Here is a 16,718-nt window from a genome sequence, read left to right as displayed (position 1 = left end):
TTTCGGCTACAGCGTGAAGTCGTAGTCCACCGTGATCGGCGCGTGGTCGCTGAACTTGATGGTCTTGTAGATCTGCTCGCTGCGCGCGAGGGCGCCCAGGGCTGGCGTGGCCAGGTGGTAGTCCAGCCGCCATCCCACGTTGTTCGCATAGGCCTGGCCGCGGTTGCTCCACCAGGTGTAGGCCTCGCCCGTGGTGTCGGGCTTGAGCAGGCGGTAGACGTCGACCAGCCCCGCGCCGTCGGTGCCGGCGTCCAGCAGCCGGGTCATCCAGGCGCGCTCTTCCGGCAGGAAGCCGCTGTTCTTCTGGTTGCCGCGCCAGTTCTTGAGGTCGATTTCCTTGTGGGCGATGTTGATGTCGCCGCAAAGGATGAATTCGCGCTCCTTCTTGAGCGCGGTGAGGTGCGGAAAGAAGCCCTTCAGGAAGCGGAACTTGGCTTCCTGCCGCTCCTCGCCCGAACTGCCGCTCGGGAAGTAGCAGCTGATGATCGAGAGCTTGCGCCGGGGCGTGTCGAAGCGCAGTTCGAGATACCGGCCCTCGGCGTCGAATTCGGCGTCGCCCCAGCCCACCACCACGGCGCTCGGCGCGTGGCGGGTGTAGATCGCGGTGCCGGCGTAGCCTTTTTTCTCGGCGAAATGGAAATGGCCCTTGAGGCCGGCCATTTCCTCGAAACGGCCTTCGATGTCGCTCGCCTGCACCCGGATCTCCTGCATGCAAATACAATCCGGCGCAAGTTCGGCCACCCAGTCCGCCACCCCTTTCGTGGCGGCCGAACGCAGGCCATTGAGATTGAGGCTGGTCAGTTTGAACACAAGGAATTTCCGATGGCTGTAGATGGTGTGCAAGGCAGCGCGGTGGCGCAGGATTTCGTCCAGTTCGCCCTCGACGCAGGGGTGCTGCGCTTTGGCGAGTTCAAGACCAAGGCCGGGCGAATGAGCCCTTATTTCTTCAATTCGGGGCTCTTCGACGACGGCGCCAAGATCGCGCGGCTCGCCGGATTCTATGCAGACCGGCTGATCGAGAGCGGCGTCGAGTTCGACATGATCTTCGGCCCCGCCTACAAGGGCATTCCGCTGGGCGCCACGGTGGCGGCCGAACTGGCCCGGCGCGGCCGCAACCATCCCTTTGCCTACAACCGCAAGGAAGCCAAGGCGCATGGCGAGGGCGGCAACCTGGTGGGCGCGCCGCTCAAGGGCCGCGTGCTGATCGTCGACGACGTGATGTCGGCCGGCACCGCGGTGCGCGAATCCATTGCCGCCATCGAAGCCGCGGGCGCCACGCCGCACGCCGTGGCCATTGCACTCGACCGGCAGGAAAAAGCCACCGAGAACGGCGTCGACGTGGACCACAGCGCCGTGCAGTACGTGCGCAACCAGCTGGGCCTGCAGGTGGTGGCGATTGCCACGCTCGACGACCTGCTGAACTACCTCTCGGGCAGCGCCGCCGCCGACCTGGGCGTGCATCGCGAGCGGGTGCTCGCCTACCGCGCGCGCTACGGCGCCAACTGAGACCGACGCCGTGCCCATTCACAAGCCCGGCCTGGCGGCCCGACCGTTCGCAGCCCCCTGGGTGCTGCTGTTGCCGATGGCACTCTGGGCTGGTGCGGTCCCGGCGCAGCCCGCACCGGCGCCGGCCGCGGGCATTTATTCATGCACCGATGCGCGCGGCCGCACGCTCACGGCCGACCGCCCGATTGCCGAATGCGTCGACCGCGAACAGCGCGAACTGAGCCCGAGCGGCACCACGCGCCGCCGCATCGAACCCACGTACACCGCCCGCGAACTGGCCGAGCGCGAAGACCGCGCCCGCGAGGCCGCCTTGCAGGCCGCGCGCCTGACCGACGAGCGCCGCCGCGAGCGCGCACTGCTGGTGCGCTATCCCAACGCCGAAGTGCATGACCGCGAGCGCGCCGAGGCGCTGGTGCAGATCGACGCGGTGATCCAGGCCGCGAAGAAGCGCCTGGCCGAACTCGCCGAAGACCGCCACAAGATCGACGAGGAGCTCGAGTTCTACAAGCACGACGTGAGCAAGGCGCCCGGCGCCGTGCGCCGCAAGCTCGAGGACAACGCGCAGAGCGTGGCGGTGCAGAACCGCTTCATCGGCGAGCAGGAAGACGAGAAGAAGCGCGTCAATGCGCGCTTCGACGAGGAGCGCACGCGCTTGAAGCAGCTCTGGTCCCCCCAGAACGGCGGCATCAAGCGCTGAGGCTCAGCCCAATTTTGCTTTCAGCAGCTCGGTCACCTGCGCCGGGTTCGCCTTGCCGCCGCTGGCCTTCATCACCTGGCCCACGAGGCCGTTGAGCGCCTTTTCCTTGCCGCCGCGGTATTCCTCGACGTTCTTCGCGTTCTTGGCGATCACCTCGTCCAGGATCTTGTCGAGCGCGCCGGTGTCGCTCATGGGCTTCAGGTCCCTGGCCTCGATGATGGCGTCGACATCGCTGCCTTCGCCGGTCCAGAGCGCGTCGAACACCTGGCGCGCGGCGTTGTTGGGCAGCGTGCCGTCGGCAATGCGCCCGACCAGCTGCGCCAGCTGCTGCGCCGTGACGGGCGCGGCCTCGATGCCGATCTCCTGCGCGTTCAGGCGGCGCGCCATCTCGCCGGTGATCCAGTTGCTCGCGAGCTTGGGCGTCGCGCCGGCCTTGACCGCATCGTCGAAATAGCGCGCGAGCGCCGGGCTCTGCGTGAGCTGCGCCGCGTCGTATTCGGACATGCCGTGGTCGCGCACATAGCGCTCGGCCATGGCGCGCGGCAGCTCGGGCATGGTGGCGCGCACGCGCTCGATCCACTCGGCCTCGATGGCCAGCGGCGGCAGGTCCGGGTCGGGAAAGTAGCGGTAGTCGGCCGCGTCTTCCTTGGTGCGCATGGTGCGCGTCTCGCCGGTGTCGGGGTCGAACAGCACGGTGGCCTGCTCGATCTTGCGGCCGTCTTCCAGCTCGTTGATCTGCGAGTTGATCTCGTAGTCGATCGCCTGCTGCATGAACTTGAAGCTGTTCAGGTTCTTGATCTCGCGCCGCGTGCCGAGCTTCTCGCCGGGCTTGCGCACCGACACGTTGGCGTCGCAGCGGAAGCTTCCTTCCTGCATGTTGCCGTCGCAGATGCCGATCCAGGTGACGATCTTGTGCAGCTCGCGCGCATAGGCCACGGCCTCGGCGGTGGAGCGCATGTCGGGCTCGGTCACGATCTCCAGCAGCGGCGTGCCGGCGCGGTTCAGGTCGATGCCGCTCTGGCCGATGAAGTTCTCGTGCAGCGACTTGCCCGCGTCTTCCTCGAGGTGGGCGCGCACCAGGCGCACGGTCTTCTTTTCTTCGCCGAGGAAGAACGAAACCGCGCCGCCCTGCACGACCGGGATCTCGTACTGGCTGATCTGGTAGCCCTTGGGCAGGTCGGGGTAGAAATAGTTCTTGCGCGCGAACACGCTGCGCGGCGCGATGTGCGAGCCGAGCGCCAGGCCCAGCTTGATGGCGCGTTCGACCGCGCCCTTGTTCATCACGGGCAGCGTGCCGGGCAGCGCGAGGTCGACCGCGCAGGCCTGCGTGTTGGGCTCGGCGCCGAAGGCGGTGGAGGCGCGGCTGAAGATCTTGCTCGCGGTCGAGAGTTGCGCGTGCGTCTCGAAGCCGATGATGACTTCATAGCCGCGCACCAGCGGGCCGGTCGGGCGGCCTTCTTGCTGTGCTTCGAAAGTGTTCACGGGTTCGCTCATTTCAAAAGCCCTCCGGCGTGCGCATGTGCCAGTCGGTGGCTTGCTGGAAGCGGTGGGCTGCGTTCAGCAGCTTCGCTTCGCCGAAGTAGTTGCCGATCAGCTGCAGGCCGACGGGCATGCCGGCGTCGAAGCCCGCGGGCACGCTCATGCCCGGCAGGCCGGCCAGCGAGGCCGGCAGCGTGAAGATGTCGGCCAGGTAGTCGGCCACCGGATCGCCGCCGTGCTCGCCGATCTTCCAGGCGGTGGTCGGCGCGGCCGGGCCGGCGATCAGGTCGCACTGCCCGAAGGCCTGCTGGAAGTCGTCGGCGATCATGCGGCGCACCTTCTGCGCCTGCAGGTAGTAGGCGTCGTAGTAGCCGTGCGAAAGCACGTAGGTGCCGATCATGATGCGGCGCTTGACCTCGTCGCCGAAGCCTTCGGCGCGCGTGCGCTCGTACATCTCGGCCAGGTCCTTGTACTGCTTGGCGCGGTGGCCGAACTTGACGCCGTCGAAGCGGCTCAGGTTGCTCGAGGCTTCGGCCGCGGCCAGGATGTAGTAGACGGGAATCGACAGCTCGGTGAGCGGCAGCGACACCTCGACGCGCTTGGCGCCGAGCTTTTCGTACTGCACAAGGGCCGCATCGATGGCCGCGCGCACGCCGGGTGCCACGCCTTCGCCGAAGAACTCCTTCGGCACGCCGATGCGCAGGCCCTCGAGCGAATCGCCGAGCGAGCGGCCGAAGTCTTCGGCGGGCTTGTCGAGCGAGGTCGAGTCGCGGTCCAGGTCGGGGCCGCAGAAGGCCGACAGCAGCAGCGCGCAGTCTTCGGCCGAGCGGGCCATCGGGCCGGCCTGGTCCAGGCTCGATGCGAAGGCCACCATGCCGTAGCGCGAGGCGCGGCCGTAGGTCGGCTTGATGCCGGTGATGCCGCAGAACGAGGCCGGCTGGCGGATCGAGCCGCCGGTGTCGGTGCCGGTGGCCGCGGGCGCCAGGCGCGCCGCCACGGCCGCGGCGCTCGCGCCCGAGGAGCCGCCCGGAATGCGCTCGCGGTTCCACGGGTTCTGCACCGGCACGGCCTTGTCGTGGCCCACGGCGGGCACGGCGACGTTCTCGTTGGCCGAACCCATCGCGAATTCGTCGCAGCTCAGCTTGCCCAGCGTGACCGCGCCGGCCTCGGCCAGGCGCCTGACCACGGTGGCGTCGAACGGCGAGCGGTAGCCCGCGAGCATCTTGGAGCCGGCGGTGGTGGCGAAATCGGTGGTGACGAAGATGTCCTTGTGCGCAATTGGCACGCCGGCCAGCGCCGGCGCGTTGCCCTTGGCAATGAGCGCGTCGGCCGCGCGGGCCTGGGCCAGCGTCACTTCCTCGTTCACGTCGAGGAAGGTGCCGAGCGATTCATGGGCCCTCATGCGGCCCAGGAAGACCTGCGAGGCCTCGACGGCCGAAACCTTGCGCTCGGCCAATGCCTTGGCCAGGTCGGCCACGCCCATCTGGTGCAATTCGCCGCTCATTCGATCACCTTCGGCACGAGGAACAGGCCGGCTTCGACGGCCGGGGCGCTCTTCTGGTTGGCTTCGCGGTTGTCGGGTTCGCTTGCCACGTCGTCGCGCAGGCGCAGCGTGATGTCCTCGACGGCGGCCACCGGATGGGCCAGCGGCTCGACTCCGGCGGTGTCGACCGAACGCATGCGTTCGACCAGGTCAAAGAAGCCGTTGATCTGGCTGAGCATGCGCTCGCTTTCGTCGGAAGCAAGCTGCAGCCGCGCCAGGGAGGCGATGCGTGCAATATCTGAGGCGGAAAGTGACATGGGTCGGACCGGTCGAAAAAACCGGAAGTAATCGCACGCCGGAGAGGGTGCTAACACGGGATTCAGAGGGGATTCGGGTATTATCCCGCCTTTGCCGCAACCCCCGCGAACGCGCCGGCTTTTGCGCCAAAAACGATCAATTCACCCCGTCATACGACCCAAAAAACAGAGCGACGACCTGCCGACGCGCAGGCGTGCTCCAGAGGATTCCGCACATGTTTGGAGCTTTCCGTCGGTACTTTTCCACCGACCTGGCGATTGACCTCGGCACCGCCAACACCCTGATCTTCGCCCGCAACAAGGGCATCGTGCTGGACGAGCCCTCGGTCGTCGCCATCCGCCACGAAGGCGGTCCCCACGGCAAGAAGGTGATCCAGGCCGTCGGCCGCGAGGCCAAGGCCATGCTGGGCAAGGTGCCCGGCAACATCGAGGCGATCCGCCCGATGAAGGACGGCGTGATTGCCGACTTCGTGATCACCGAGCAGATGATCAAGCAGTTCATCAAGATGGTGCACCCGCGCACGCTGCTCACGCCGAGCCCGCGCATCATCATCTGCGTGCCCTGCGGCTCGACCCAGGTCGAGCGCCGCGCCATCAAGGACGCGGCCGAGGCGGCAGGCGCCACGTCGGTCTACCTGATCGAGGAACCCATGGCCGCGGCCATCGGCGCCGGCCTGCCAGTCAGCGAGGCTTCGGGCTCGATGGTGGTGGACATCGGCGGCGGCACCACCGAAGTGGGCGTCATCAGCCTGGGCGGCATGGTCTACAAGGGCTCGGTGCGCGTGGGCGGCGACCGCTTCGACGAAGCCATCATCAACTACATCCGCCGCAACTACGGCATGCTGATCGGCGAGCCGACGGCCGAGGTCATCAAGAAGAACATCGGCTCGGCCTTCCCGGGCTCCGAGGTCAAGGAGATGGAAGTCAAGGGCCGCAACCTCTCCGAAGGCGTGCCGCGCAGCTTCACCATCAGCAGCAACGAAGTGCTGGAAGCCCTGACCGATCCGCTCAACAACATCGTCTCGGCCGTGAAGAACGCGCTGGAGCAGACGCCGCCTGAACTGGGCGCCGACATCGCCGAGCGCGGCATGATGCTGACCGGCGGCGGCGCGCTCTTGCGCGACCTGGACCGCCTGCTGGCCGAGGAAACCGGCCTGCCGGTGCTGGTGGCCGAAGACCCGCTGACCTGCGTGGTGCGCGGCTGCGGCATTGCGCTGGAACGCATGGACCGCCTGGGCAGCATCTTCACGAGCGAGTAAAAGGCGTAAGCCATCATCGGCCGGCCTCTGCTTGCGCAGGCCGGCTTTTTTGCCATCTGACGTTGCACACAGCCAGGTCCGAACCATGCCCTTGGGCACGCTCGATCGCACAGCCCCACCCCTGTTCAACCAGGGGCAGTCGGCGCTCAGCAAGCTGATCTTCTTCGGCGCGCTCTCGCTGTTCCTGATGGTGGCCGATGCGCGCTTCCACCTCGTGCAGCCGCTGCGCGCGGCCGTCGGCGCGGTGCTCTACCCGGTGCAGTGGCTGGCGCTCAAGCCGGTGCAGATGGTGATGGGCGGCGGCCGCTATTTCGAAGACCTGCAGACGGCCCAGCGCAACGAGGACGAGGCGCGCAAGGCGCTCATGCTGCAGGCCGAGCGCGCGAGCCAGGCCGACACGCTCGCGCAGGACAACGCGCGGCTGCGCGCGCTGCTCGAACTGCGCCAGACCACCCAGGCGCCGGGCCGCGCGGCCGAGGTGCTGTACGACGCGGCCGACCCCTACACGCGCAAGATCGTCATCGACCAGGGCCTCACGCAGGGCGTGGCGCCCGGCTCGCCCGTGATCGACGCGCACGGCGTGCTGGGACAGGTGACGCAGGTGCAGCCCTTCACGAGCGAGGTCACGCTGGTGATCGACCGCGATCTTTCCATTCCCGTGCAGAACACCCGCACCGGCGTGCGCAGCGTGGCCTTCGGCGACGCGTCGGCGCATGGCGGCGGGCTGGAACTGCGCTTCATGGCCGCCAATGCCGACCTGCAGGAGGGCGACCTGCTGTCCACCAGCGGCGTCGACGGCGTCTATCCGCCCGGCCTGCCGGTGGCGAAGATCGAACGCATCGAGCGCCGCGCCGATTCGGCCTTTGCGCGCATCTACTGCGTGCCGCTGGCCCGCGTGACGGCTGCGCGCTACGTGCTGGTGCTCGCGCCCACCGGGGCTCCCTCGGCGCCGCCGGCCCCGGCGCCCGCCGCCGCGGTGCGCAAGAAGCCCGAGGCCAAGCCGGCCGCCAAGGCGGACAAGGCCACCGACAAGGCCGACAAGAAAGCCGCGGAGCGCGCCCGATGATCAAGCGTCCCGGACAACAGCAGCTCCTGCTGCCCGTGAGCCCGCTGTTCATGTGGGCCAGCCTGGTGGTGGCGCTGCTCATCAACATGATCCCGATCGGCCGCGCCGCATGGATGCCCGACCTGCTCGCGCTGGCCATCGTGTTCTGGGGCGTGCACCAGCCGATGCGCGTGGGCATCGGCGCGGCCTTCGTCTTCGGGCTGTGCATGGACGTGCACCAGTCGTCCATGCTGGGCCAGCATGCGCTGTCCTACACCACGCTGGGCTTCTTCGCGATCACCATCCACCGGCGCCTGCTGTGGTACCCGGTGGCCTCGCAGGCGCTGCAGGTGCTGCCGCTCTTTGCGCTGTCGCAGCTCATCGAGGTGATCACGCGGCTGGTCGGCGGCGGCGTGTTCCCGGGCTGGAGCGTGCTGGTCTCGCCGGCCATCGAGGCCGCGCTGTGGCCGCTGGCCACCGCCTTGCTGCTCGCGCCGCAGCTTCGCACGCCCGACCCCGACGAGAACCGGCCGCTGTGAATTCGCCCGCATTTGCCATGGCCACGGCCCGCGCCTAAGCTCGCACTTTCCCCGCCATGACCGAAATCCGCAACGTCGCTGCCGACCTCGCGCGCTTCAAGCGCCGCGTGGTCGTGATCGGCCTGGCGGTGCTGTTTGCCTTCAGCCTGCTGTGCGCGCGCCTGGTGTACCTGCAGGTGGTGCGCCACGAAGACCTGGCGGAGCAGGCCGAGAGCAACCGCACGGCCATCGTGCCCGTGGTGCCCAACCGCGGCCTGATCCTCGACCGCAACGGCATCGTGCTGGCCTCCAACTATTCGGCCTACACGCTGGAGATCACGCCTTCGAAGGTGGGCGACGTCGAGGAGACCATCGAAAGCCTGACCCAGGTGCTCGAGATCTCGCCGCGCGACCGCCGCCGCTTCAAGCGCCTGCGCGAGGACTCGCGCAGCTTCGATTCCATTCCGATCCGCACCCGCCTGAGCGACGAGGAAGTCGCGCGCTTCGCCGCGCAGCGCTACCGCTTCCCGGGCGTGGAGATCAAGGCCCGGCTGTTCCGCAACTACCCGCATGCCGAGCTGGCCTCGCACGTGCTTGGCTACATCGGCCGCATCAACCAGCGCGAGAAGACCGCGATGGAAGACTGGGACGAGGAAGACCAGGCCAACTACAAGGGCACCGACTACATCGGCAAGCTCGGCATCGAGCAGAGCTACGAGAAGACGCTGCACGGCCAGACCGGCGTCGAGCAGATGGAAACCTCGGCCGGCGGCCGCGCGGTGCGCCGGCTCGCCAGCCACCCCGCCACGCCCGGCAACACCGTGATGCTGTCGCTGGACATCAAGCTGCAGAAGCTGGTGGAAGACATGTTCGGCGACCGCCGCGGCGCGCTGGTGGCCATCGACCCCAAGTCCGGCGAGGTGCTGGCCTTCGTGAGCAAGCCCACCTTCGACCCCAACCTGTTCGTCGAAGGCATCGACACCGAGAGCTGGCAGGCGCTGACCGAATCGCTCGACAAGCCGCTTTTGAACCGCGCGCTGCGCGGCACCTACCCGCCCGGCTCCACCTACAAGCCCTTCATGGCGCTGGCGGCGCTGCAGACCGGCAAGCGCGGCCCCAACGTGGTGGTGAACGACCCCGGCTATTTCAACTTCGGCGGCCACCGCTTCGGCAGCCCCGAGGGCAACATCGGCGGCGTCGACATGCGCCGCTCGATCCAGCTGTCGAGCAACATCTACTACTACTCGCTGGCCAATGAAATGGGCGTGGACCTGATCCACGACTTCATGAAGCCGCTGGGCTTCGGCCAGATCACCGGCATCGACCTGGGCGGCGAGGTGCGCGGCGTGCTGCCGAGCACAGAGTGGAAGCGCAACGCCTACAAGCGGCCCGAGCAGAAGAAGTGGTATGCGGGCGAGACCATCTCGCTGGGCATCGGGCAGGGCTACAACGCCTTCACGATGCTGCAGCTCGCGCAGGCCACCTCCATCGTGGCCGACGGCGGCCGCAAGCACAAGCCGCACCTCGTGCTGGCCACGCGCAACACCGTGAGCGGGCAGGTGGTGCCGCTGCCGCAGCCGCCGGCCGAGAACCTGGGCTACACCGCGGCCAACGTCGCGGTGGTCCGCGAGGGCCTGACCAGCGTGGTCACCAGCGGCACCGCGCGCGGCGTGTTCGCCGGCGCAGGCTACCAGGCGGCCGGCAAGACCGGCACCGCGCAGGCCGTGACGCAGGCGCAGAACACCAAGTACAACGCGCGCGCGCTCGAGGAGCACCAGCGCGACCACGCCCTGTTCATGGCCTTTGCGCCGGTCAACGATCCGAAGATCGCGCTCGCGGTGATCGTCGAGAACGCCGGCTGGGGCGCAGGCGCGGCGGCGCCCATTGCGCGCCGCGTGTTCGACTACTGGCTGATGGACCAGTATCCGAGCGAGGCCGACATGGCCGCCATCAAGGTCGGCAAGGCCACCGCCCCGATCGGCAAGCCGCGCGTGGCGAGCGAAGTGGCGTGGCCGGCAGCGTCGGCCGCTGCGACCGCACCCTGAATCTTGCTCCCTCTCCCTCCGGGAGAGGGTTGGGGTGAGGGCCGGCAGCCTTGGAGCCCGTGCAATGTTGTGAGGCCGGTAGCCCTCACCCTAGCCCTCTCCCGGAGGGAGAGGGGACAACACGCAGACCTCAGGCCACCACCGTACCGCTGACCTCGCCCAGTCCGATGCGCACCGCGCCTGCGCGCTCGCAGTAGCCGCGGATCACCAGCGTGTCTCCGTCCTCGAGGAAGGTGCGCTTCTCGCCGTTGGGCAGCGTGATCGGCTGCTTGCCGCCCTGCGTGAGCTCGATCAGCGAGCCGGCCTCGTCGGGCTGCGGGCCCGACAGCGTGCCCGAGCCCAGCAGGTCGCCCGGCTGCAGGTTGCAGCCGTTCACCGTGTGGTGCGCGACCAGCTGCGCGGCGGTCCAGTAGGCGGCCTCGGTGGTGTTGCCGCGCGTGAGGCGCGCGGGCGCCAGGCCTTCGGCGCGCATTTTCGCGGTCTGCAGCAGCACTTCGAGCGTGATGTCGAGCGCGCCGGCTTCGCGGTTCGAGGGCGCATCGAGGTATGCGAGCGGCTGCGGATCTCCCGCGGGCCGCTCGAAGCGGGCGCGGAACGGCGCCAGCGCCTCCATCGTCACGATCCACGGCGACAGCGTGCTCGCGAAATTCTTCGAAAGGAAGGGGCCGAGCGGCTGGTACTCCCAGGCCTGGATGTCGCGCGCCGACCAGTCGTTGAGCAGCGCCACGCCGAACAGGTGGTCCTCGGCCTCGGCGATGGCAATCGGCTCGCCGAGCGCATTGCCGCGGCCGACGAAGAAGCCCAGCTCCAGTTCGTAGTCGAGCCGCTTCGAGGGGCCGAAGCCGGGTTCGGCCGCGTCGGGCGCCTTGGTCTGGCCCTGCGGCCGCTTGAAGACCTGCCCGCTCACGCCGATCGACGAGGCGCGGCCGTGGTAGCCGATCGGCACCCACTTGTAGTTGGGCATCAGCGGCTGGTCGGGGCGGAACAGCTTGCCGATGGTGGTCGCGTGGTGGATGCCGGTGTAGAAGTCGGTGTAGTCGCCGATGCGGCAGGGCACGGCCATTTCGGCCTTGGCTTGCGGCAGCAGTGCCTTGGCCCAGGCCGCCTGCTGGCTGCTGCCTTCGGCCAGGCCCGCGGAGATGGCCGCGCGCAGGGCCTGCCGCTCCTTCACCCTCGCGTTCATCAGCGCATTCATGTCGTCGCTGTCGACGAGGCCGGCCGCCTTCAGGTCCAGCACCTGGTCGCCGATGGCCACGCCGATGCGGAAAGCCTCGCTGCTGCCGGCCGTGCGGAAGCGCCCGAAGGGCAGGTTCTGGATCGGGAAGCCGCAGCCGGCTTGGTTGGCGGAGGCGACCCAGCTGCGCAGCTTCGGGTCGTGGGTGGCGTTCAGTGCGGTGGTGCTCATGGCATGTCTTTCCTTGAAATTCGGTTCAGTCGGCGGTCATGCCGGCTTTCCTGGCGACGTCGCCCAGGCGCTGGTATTCGGTTTGCGTGAGCGTGGCCAGCTCCTGCGCGGTCGAGCCGCGCGGCGAGAAGCCGGCCTGCTGCAGCTTGGCTTTCACCTCGGGCATCGCGAGCGCCTCGACGAAGGCTTCGTTCAGCGCCTTCACGATGGGCGCCGGCAGGTTCGCCGGGCCGTACACGCCGAACCACGGGTCCAGCGCATAGCCCTTGAGCCCGGCCTCGGCCATCGTCGGCACATCGGGCAGCGAGGGCGAACGCGCCGGCCCCGCCACCGCCAGTGCGCGCAGCTTGCCGGCCTGGATGTGCGGCAGCGACGCCGGCAGGTTGTCGAACATCAGGCCGATGTTGTTGCCCAGCATGTCGGTGATGGCCGGGCCGCTGCCCTTGTAGGCCACGTGCACGAGCTCGGTGCCGGTCATCTGCGCGAACATCACGCCCGCCAGGTTCATCGAGGTGCCGGCGCCGGCCGTGGCGTAGGGCAGGCCGGGGTTCTTTTTTGCGGCCGCGACCAGGTCGGACACCGACCTGATCGGCGAGCTGGCGGGCACTTCGAGCACGATGGTCGAGGTGCCGAGCAGGCTGATGGCCGTGAAGTCGCGGCGCGGATCGAAGGCCATCGACTTGTAGATGTGCGGGTTGAGCGCATTGGTCGAAATGGCGCCGAAGCCGATGGTGTAGCCATCGGGCGCGGCCTTGGCCACGGCGTCCATGCCGATGTTGCCGCCCGCGCCGGCGCGGTTGTCGATCAGCACCGGCTGGCCCAGCTTCTGCGAGACCTGCTGGCCCACGGTGCGCGCCACCAGGTCGGTGGTGCCGCCGGGCGTGTAGGGCACGATGAAGCGGATGGGTTTCGACGGAAACTCCGCCGCATGCGCCGCGAGCAGGGGCGCGGCGAGCAGCGCGATGGCGGCCGCGCGGCGCGTGGTACCGAATGCGTTCTTCATGGCTTGAACTGGTCCTTCAGGCCCGCCCAGCAGTCGGCGTAATCGGTGTCGAGCGCGGGGCTCTTGAGCGCGAAGTCCGTCGGAATGAACCGGTAGCGGCTCTCGAACATGAAGGCCAGCGTGTTGTCCAGCTTGTGCGGCTTCAGGTCGGCATGCGTGGCCTTGTCGAAGGCTTCCTCGTCGGGGCCGTGCGGCACCATGCAGTTGTGCAGGCTTGCGCCGCCGGGCTTGAAGCCGCCCGGCTTGGCGTCGTATTCGCCGAGCACAAGGCCCATGAACTCGCTCATGAGGTTGCGGTGGAACCACGGCGGGCGGAAGGTGTTTTCCATCACCATCCAGCGCGGCGGAAAGATCACGAAGTCGCAGTTCGCGGTGCCGGGCGTGTCGCTCGGCGAAGTCAGCACGGTGAAGATCGACGGGTCGGGATGGTCGAAGCTGATGGAGCCGATCACCATGAAATTGGCCGTGTCGTACTTCACCGGCGCCAGGTTGCCGTGCCAGGCGACCACGTTGAAGGGCGACTGCCTGGCCGGCGCCTTCCAGAAGCGGCCGCCGAATTTCTTCACCAGCTCGTAGGCGCCGCCGCCGTCCTCGAAGGCCGCCACGGGCGCCTGGAAGTCGCGCGCGTTGGCCAGGCCGTTGGAGCCGATCGGGCCGAGCTCGGGCAGGCGGAAGTGCGCGCCGTAGTTCTCGCAGACGTAGCCGCGCGAGAGCCCGTCGGGCAAGGCCACCTTGAAGACCATGCCGCGCGGCAGCAGCGCGATCTCGCCGGGCTTCACGTCGAGCACGCCGAGCTCGGTGGTGATCACGAGGCGGCCCTGCTGCGGCACCACCAGCATCTCGCCGTCGGCGTTGACGAAGGCGCGCTTGTCCATCGAGCGGCCCGCCAGGTACATCAGCGAGCCGATGCCCACCTGCGATTCGGCATCGCCATTGGCCGCGATGGTGTGCATGCCGTCGATGAAGTCCGCTGCGGCCGCGCCGCCCTCGAGCGGCAGCGGATGCCAGCGCAGCGGCTCGGGCGGCAGCGCGATCTCGCGGTCGGCGCCGGTGGTCCAGTGCGCCTGCGCATACGGCTGGTAGCGGCCCGACACCACCGAAGGCTGGCGGCGATACAGCCAGCTGCGGCGGTTCTCATGGCGCGGCGCGGTGAAGGCGGTGCCCGAGAGCAGCTCGGTGTAGAGGTCGAAGGGCGCGCGCTGCGGGTTGTTGCGGCCCTGCGGCAGGGCGCCGGCAACGGCTTCCGAGGCGTACTCGTTGCCGAAGCCGCTCTGGTAGCGCCGCTCGGTATGGGCGGTTGGGTTGGTCATGGTGTTCTCTTTCGAAAATCAGGGCGAGAGCCGGCCCGTGTTCAGCTGCCGCGCGCGGCCTCGAAGGCCTCGCGCAGCACGGCCAGCGATCCGATGTGGTTGGCCAGCACGAGCACGAGCCGCGCATTGAAGGCGTGGCTCTCCTCGGTGGAAAGCCCCTGGTGCGCCTCGATCAGCGCCTCGTAGAAATCGTCGGGCGCTTCGAGGTTCGGTGCGGTGATCAGTTGTTGTTGCATGGTGGTCCTCATGCCTTGGCCAGTGCGCGGCCGATGGCTGCGCGGATGTTTTCTGCCGTGGGTTGCCGCCAGCGCGCGCACACATGCTGGTCGGGCCGCAGCAGGTAGACGGTGCCGGGCTGCGCGTCGTAGCGCTGCACGGCGAGCCCGCCTGCGGGCGTCGCGCCTTCCACGCGCACCACGTGCAGCGGAAGGTCGCAGGCCTTCAGCGCCTGCAGGCTGCGCTCGGCCGCTTCGTCGGTGCCGAACAGCAGCGCCGTGAACTGCGCCACATGGCATTCGCGCAGCAGCCAGCCGCTGCTGCCGTCGGCGCGCACGATGGGCGCATCGGCGGCCGCGGCGCCGGGCACCATCGCACCGGCAAACACATCGGCATCGGGCGTGTTGAGCGGCGAATCGCGCAGCACCGCGGGCAACGAGAGCCGCCCGCTGTTGACCAGCGTGCGCGCGAAGGCGTGGCGCTTGGTGAGCTCCAGCACCGCGTCGCGGAACAGCCGGCTCACCTCGCTCTTGGGCGTGATGAAGTCGGTGGCGCGCGTGGAGTGGCGGATGTTCTCGTCGGCCGCGTATTCGCGCTCGCTCGCATAGCTGTCGAGCAGCGCGTCGGGTGCCTCGCCCTGGAGCACGGCCGCGAGCTTCCAGGCGAGGTTGTCGGCGTCCTGCACGCCCGAGTTGGCGCCGCGCGCGCCAAAGGGCGACACGCCATGCGCCGAGTCGCCCGCGAACAGCACGCGGCCATGGCGGAAGCGCTCCATGCGCTGGCAGGCAAAGGTGTAGACGCTGGCCCAGCCGATCTGGAACTGCACGCCCTCGAAGCCGATGCTGTCGAGCAGCGCGCGCACCCGCGGCGTGATGTTCTCGGGCTTGCGCTCTTCCACCGGGTCGGCGTCCCAGCCGAGCTGGAAGTCGACGCGCCACATGCCGTCGGCCTGCTTGTGCAGCAGCACGCTCTGGCCGGGGTGGAACGGCGGGTCGAACCAGAAGCGGCGCTCCGTGGGCAAGTCCGCGTCCATCGTGATGTCGGCGATCAGGAAGCGGTCGCGGAAAGTGCGGCCCTTGGCTTCGAGGCCCATCAGCTGCCGCAGGTTGGAGCGCGAACCGTCGCAGGCGCCGACGTAATCGGCGGCCAGCTGGTAGCTGCCTTCGGGCGTTTCGATGGTCAGCAGCGCGCCGTCATCGCGCGGCTCGATGCCCGTGACCTTGTTGTTCCAGCGCAGGTCGATCAGCGGCAGGGTGGCGGCGCGCTCGACGAGGTAGCCCTCGACGTAGTACTGCTGCAGGTTGATGAAGGCCGGGCGCTCGTGGCCGGGTTCGGGCAGCAGGTCGAAGCGGTAGACCTGCTCGCCGTGGAAGAACACCTTGCCCACGTGCCACGACACGCCCTTGTCGACCATGCGGTCGCCGCAGCCAAGGCGGTCGAACACCTCGAGCGTGCGCTTGGCGAAGCAGATCGCGCGGGAGCCGCTGGACAGGGTGTTGTCGTTGTCGAGCAGCACCACCGGCACCTGGCGCAGCGCCAGGTCGATGGCGAGCGTGAGGCCGACCGGGCCGGCGCCGACGATCACCACCGGGTGGCGGGCGGGCTTGGACGCATCCTGGTCGGCATGGCGCCTGTAGTCGAAGCGCAGGCTTTGATAGTCGATCACGTTTGTCTCCGTGTCTTTTGTATTGCTCCTTCCCCCTCCGGGGGAAGGCTGGGATGGGGGCTGACTGCGCTCGTTGCGGGCGCCGCGTGCCCCCACCCCAGCCCTCCCCCGGGAGGGGAGGGAGCAAAACCGGTCAGCCCTCGAGCGCCTTCCACATCTCGATGTCCCGCTCGGCCGTCCACACGCGCGGATCGGCATGGCCCGAGGCCTCGTCGTACGCGCGGCTCACGTCGAAGGGCATGCAGTGGTCGAAGATCACCCACTGGCTGTACTTGGGCTTGAGCTTGGCGTAGGTGTCCTTGTAGACCGTGTTCAGGTCGCGGCCGGCCTTCACGCCTTCCTGCACGCTGGCATACACGTCGGAGATGAAGTTGCGCGTGCCGGCCAGGCCCTCGGCCACTTCGGCCGGCGTGGTGAGCGCGGCGCCGCGGCCGGGCACCAGCGCGGCCGGCTTGAGCGCGGCGATGTTGTCCAGCGTCTGCGGCCAGTCCTGGAAGTAGGCGTCGCCCGCATACGGCGTGGCGCCGAACTCGACCAGGTCGCCCGACAGCAGCGTGCGCTCCCCGGGCAGCCAGACGACGGTGTCGCCCTTGGTGTGGCCGCGGCCCAGCTGGATCAGCTGCACCTCGAGCTTGCCGAGCCACAGCGTCATCTTGCCGGTGAAGGTCATGGTGGGCCAGGTCAGGCCCGGCGGCACCGTCTCGACGTTCTGGAACAGGCGCGGGAAGCGGCCGATCTCGCTGGCCTTGTCCTGTTCGCCGCGCTCCAC

16 protein-coding genes are annotated in these 16,718 nt (G+C 68.6%); 6 read left to right on the top strand and 10 right to left on the bottom strand.

Annotated elements, in window-relative coordinates:
- Nucleotides 1-6: 6 nt before the first annotated feature.
- Nucleotides 7-810 carry an exodeoxyribonuclease III gene (locus tag AC1DSC_RS27620; RefSeq protein WP_436287147.1) on the bottom strand — a complete coding sequence of 268 codons (804 nt, stop codon included), beginning with the start codon at nt 808-810 and terminating at the stop codon, nt 7-9.
- A 12-nt stretch (nt 811-822) separates the two neighbouring features.
- Here AC1DSC_RS27620 and pyrE point away from each other — a divergent pair, with 12 nt between their 5' ends.
- A complete protein-coding gene (gene pyrE, locus AC1DSC_RS27615; RefSeq protein WP_012745442.1) occupies nt 823-1,506 on the top strand; it encodes an orotate phosphoribosyltransferase in 684 nt (227 codons plus the stop codon).
- A gap of 10 nt (nt 1,507-1,516) precedes the next feature.
- Complete coding sequence (locus AC1DSC_RS27610) at nt 1,517-2,203, top strand: DUF4124 domain-containing protein (protein WP_012745443.1); 687 nt, start codon at nt 1,517-1,519, stop codon at nt 2,201-2,203.
- Between the two features lie 3 nt (nt 2,204-2,206).
- Here AC1DSC_RS27610 and gatB read toward each other — a convergent pair whose 3' ends face one another.
- From gatB to gatC, 3 genes are read right to left on the bottom strand one after another with little or no spacing between them, the layout of a single operon-like run.
- Nucleotides 2,207-3,697 (bottom strand): Asp-tRNA(Asn)/Glu-tRNA(Gln) amidotransferase subunit GatB, encoded by a 1,491-nt coding sequence (gatB, locus tag AC1DSC_RS27605; RefSeq protein WP_307593039.1) that lies wholly within the window; start codon nt 3,695-3,697, stop codon nt 2,207-2,209.
- 1 nt (nt 3,698) lies between these two features.
- Nucleotides 3,699-5,186, bottom strand: a complete 1,488-nt coding sequence (gatA, locus tag AC1DSC_RS27600) for an Asp-tRNA(Asn)/Glu-tRNA(Gln) amidotransferase subunit GatA (RefSeq protein ID WP_436287148.1) — start codon at nt 5,184-5,186, stop codon at nt 3,699-3,701.
- Nucleotides 5,183-5,482, bottom strand: a complete 300-nt coding sequence (gene gatC / locus AC1DSC_RS27595) for an Asp-tRNA(Asn)/Glu-tRNA(Gln) amidotransferase subunit GatC (RefSeq protein ID WP_012745446.1) — start codon at nt 5,480-5,482, stop codon at nt 5,183-5,185. Before gatC ends, gatA begins: the two co-directional genes overlap by 4 nt.
- A 215-nt stretch (nt 5,483-5,697) precedes the next feature.
- Between gatC and AC1DSC_RS27590 the strand changes: the two genes are divergently transcribed.
- The 4 genes from AC1DSC_RS27590 to mrdA all read left to right on the top strand — a co-directional run bounded on the left by AC1DSC_RS27590 (nt 5,698) and on the right by mrdA (nt 10,349).
- Complete coding sequence (locus AC1DSC_RS27590; RefSeq protein ID WP_007833435.1) at nt 5,698-6,741, top strand: rod shape-determining protein; 1,044 nt, start codon at nt 5,698-5,700, stop codon at nt 6,739-6,741.
- An 85-nt stretch (nt 6,742-6,826) separates the two neighbouring features.
- Nucleotides 6,827-7,807, top strand: coding sequence for a rod shape-determining protein MreC (mreC, locus tag AC1DSC_RS27585; RefSeq protein WP_278874873.1), 981 nt, complete (start codon nt 6,827-6,829; stop codon nt 7,805-7,807).
- Nucleotides 7,804-8,325, top strand: coding sequence for a rod shape-determining protein MreD (gene mreD, locus AC1DSC_RS27580; protein WP_012745448.1), 522 nt, complete (start codon nt 7,804-7,806; stop codon nt 8,323-8,325). The genes mreC and mreD overlap by 4 nt, the downstream gene beginning before the upstream one ends.
- Before the next feature lie 56 nt (nt 8,326-8,381).
- Nucleotides 8,382-10,349 carry a penicillin-binding protein 2 gene (gene mrdA / locus AC1DSC_RS27575; protein ID WP_369664005.1) on the top strand — a complete coding sequence of 656 codons (1,968 nt, stop codon included), beginning with the start codon at nt 8,382-8,384 and terminating at the stop codon, nt 10,347-10,349.
- Nucleotides 10,350-10,479: 130 nt separating this feature from the next.
- Here the strand turns inward: mrdA and fahA are convergent, their stop codons facing one another.
- The 6 genes from fahA to AC1DSC_RS27545 form a co-directional block, all read right to left on the bottom strand.
- Complete coding sequence (gene fahA / locus AC1DSC_RS27570) at nt 10,480-11,754, bottom strand: fumarylacetoacetase (RefSeq protein ID WP_436287149.1); 1,275 nt, start codon at nt 11,752-11,754, stop codon at nt 10,480-10,482.
- Nucleotides 11,755-11,779: 25 nt separating this feature from the next.
- A complete protein-coding gene (locus tag AC1DSC_RS27565; RefSeq protein ID WP_436287150.1) occupies nt 11,780-12,757 on the bottom strand; it encodes a Bug family tripartite tricarboxylate transporter substrate binding protein in 978 nt (325 codons plus the stop codon).
- On the bottom strand, nt 12,754-14,067 hold the full coding sequence (hmgA, locus tag AC1DSC_RS27560; RefSeq protein WP_436287151.1) for a homogentisate 1,2-dioxygenase: 1,314 nt from the start codon (nt 14,065-14,067) through the stop codon (nt 12,754-12,756). The genes AC1DSC_RS27565 and hmgA overlap by 4 nt, the downstream gene beginning before the upstream one ends.
- Before the next feature lie 41 nt (nt 14,068-14,108).
- Entirely contained in the window at nt 14,109-14,303 is a 195-nt protein-coding gene (locus tag AC1DSC_RS27555; protein ID WP_012745453.1) for a DUF2783 domain-containing protein, read from the bottom strand.
- An 8-nt stretch (nt 14,304-14,311) separates the two neighbouring features.
- Entirely contained in the window at nt 14,312-15,949 is a 1,638-nt protein-coding gene (locus AC1DSC_RS27550; RefSeq protein ID WP_436287152.1) for an FAD-dependent oxidoreductase, read from the bottom strand.
- A gap of 133 nt (nt 15,950-16,082) precedes the next feature.
- On the bottom strand, nt 16,083-16,718 hold a 636-nt coding region (locus AC1DSC_RS27545), incomplete at its 5' end, for an MBL fold metallo-hydrolase (RefSeq protein ID WP_478131984.1).

Source organism: Variovorax sp. 01N425, from assembly GCF_056399465.1.
This window is presented reverse-complemented; position numbering and strand designations above follow the sequence as displayed.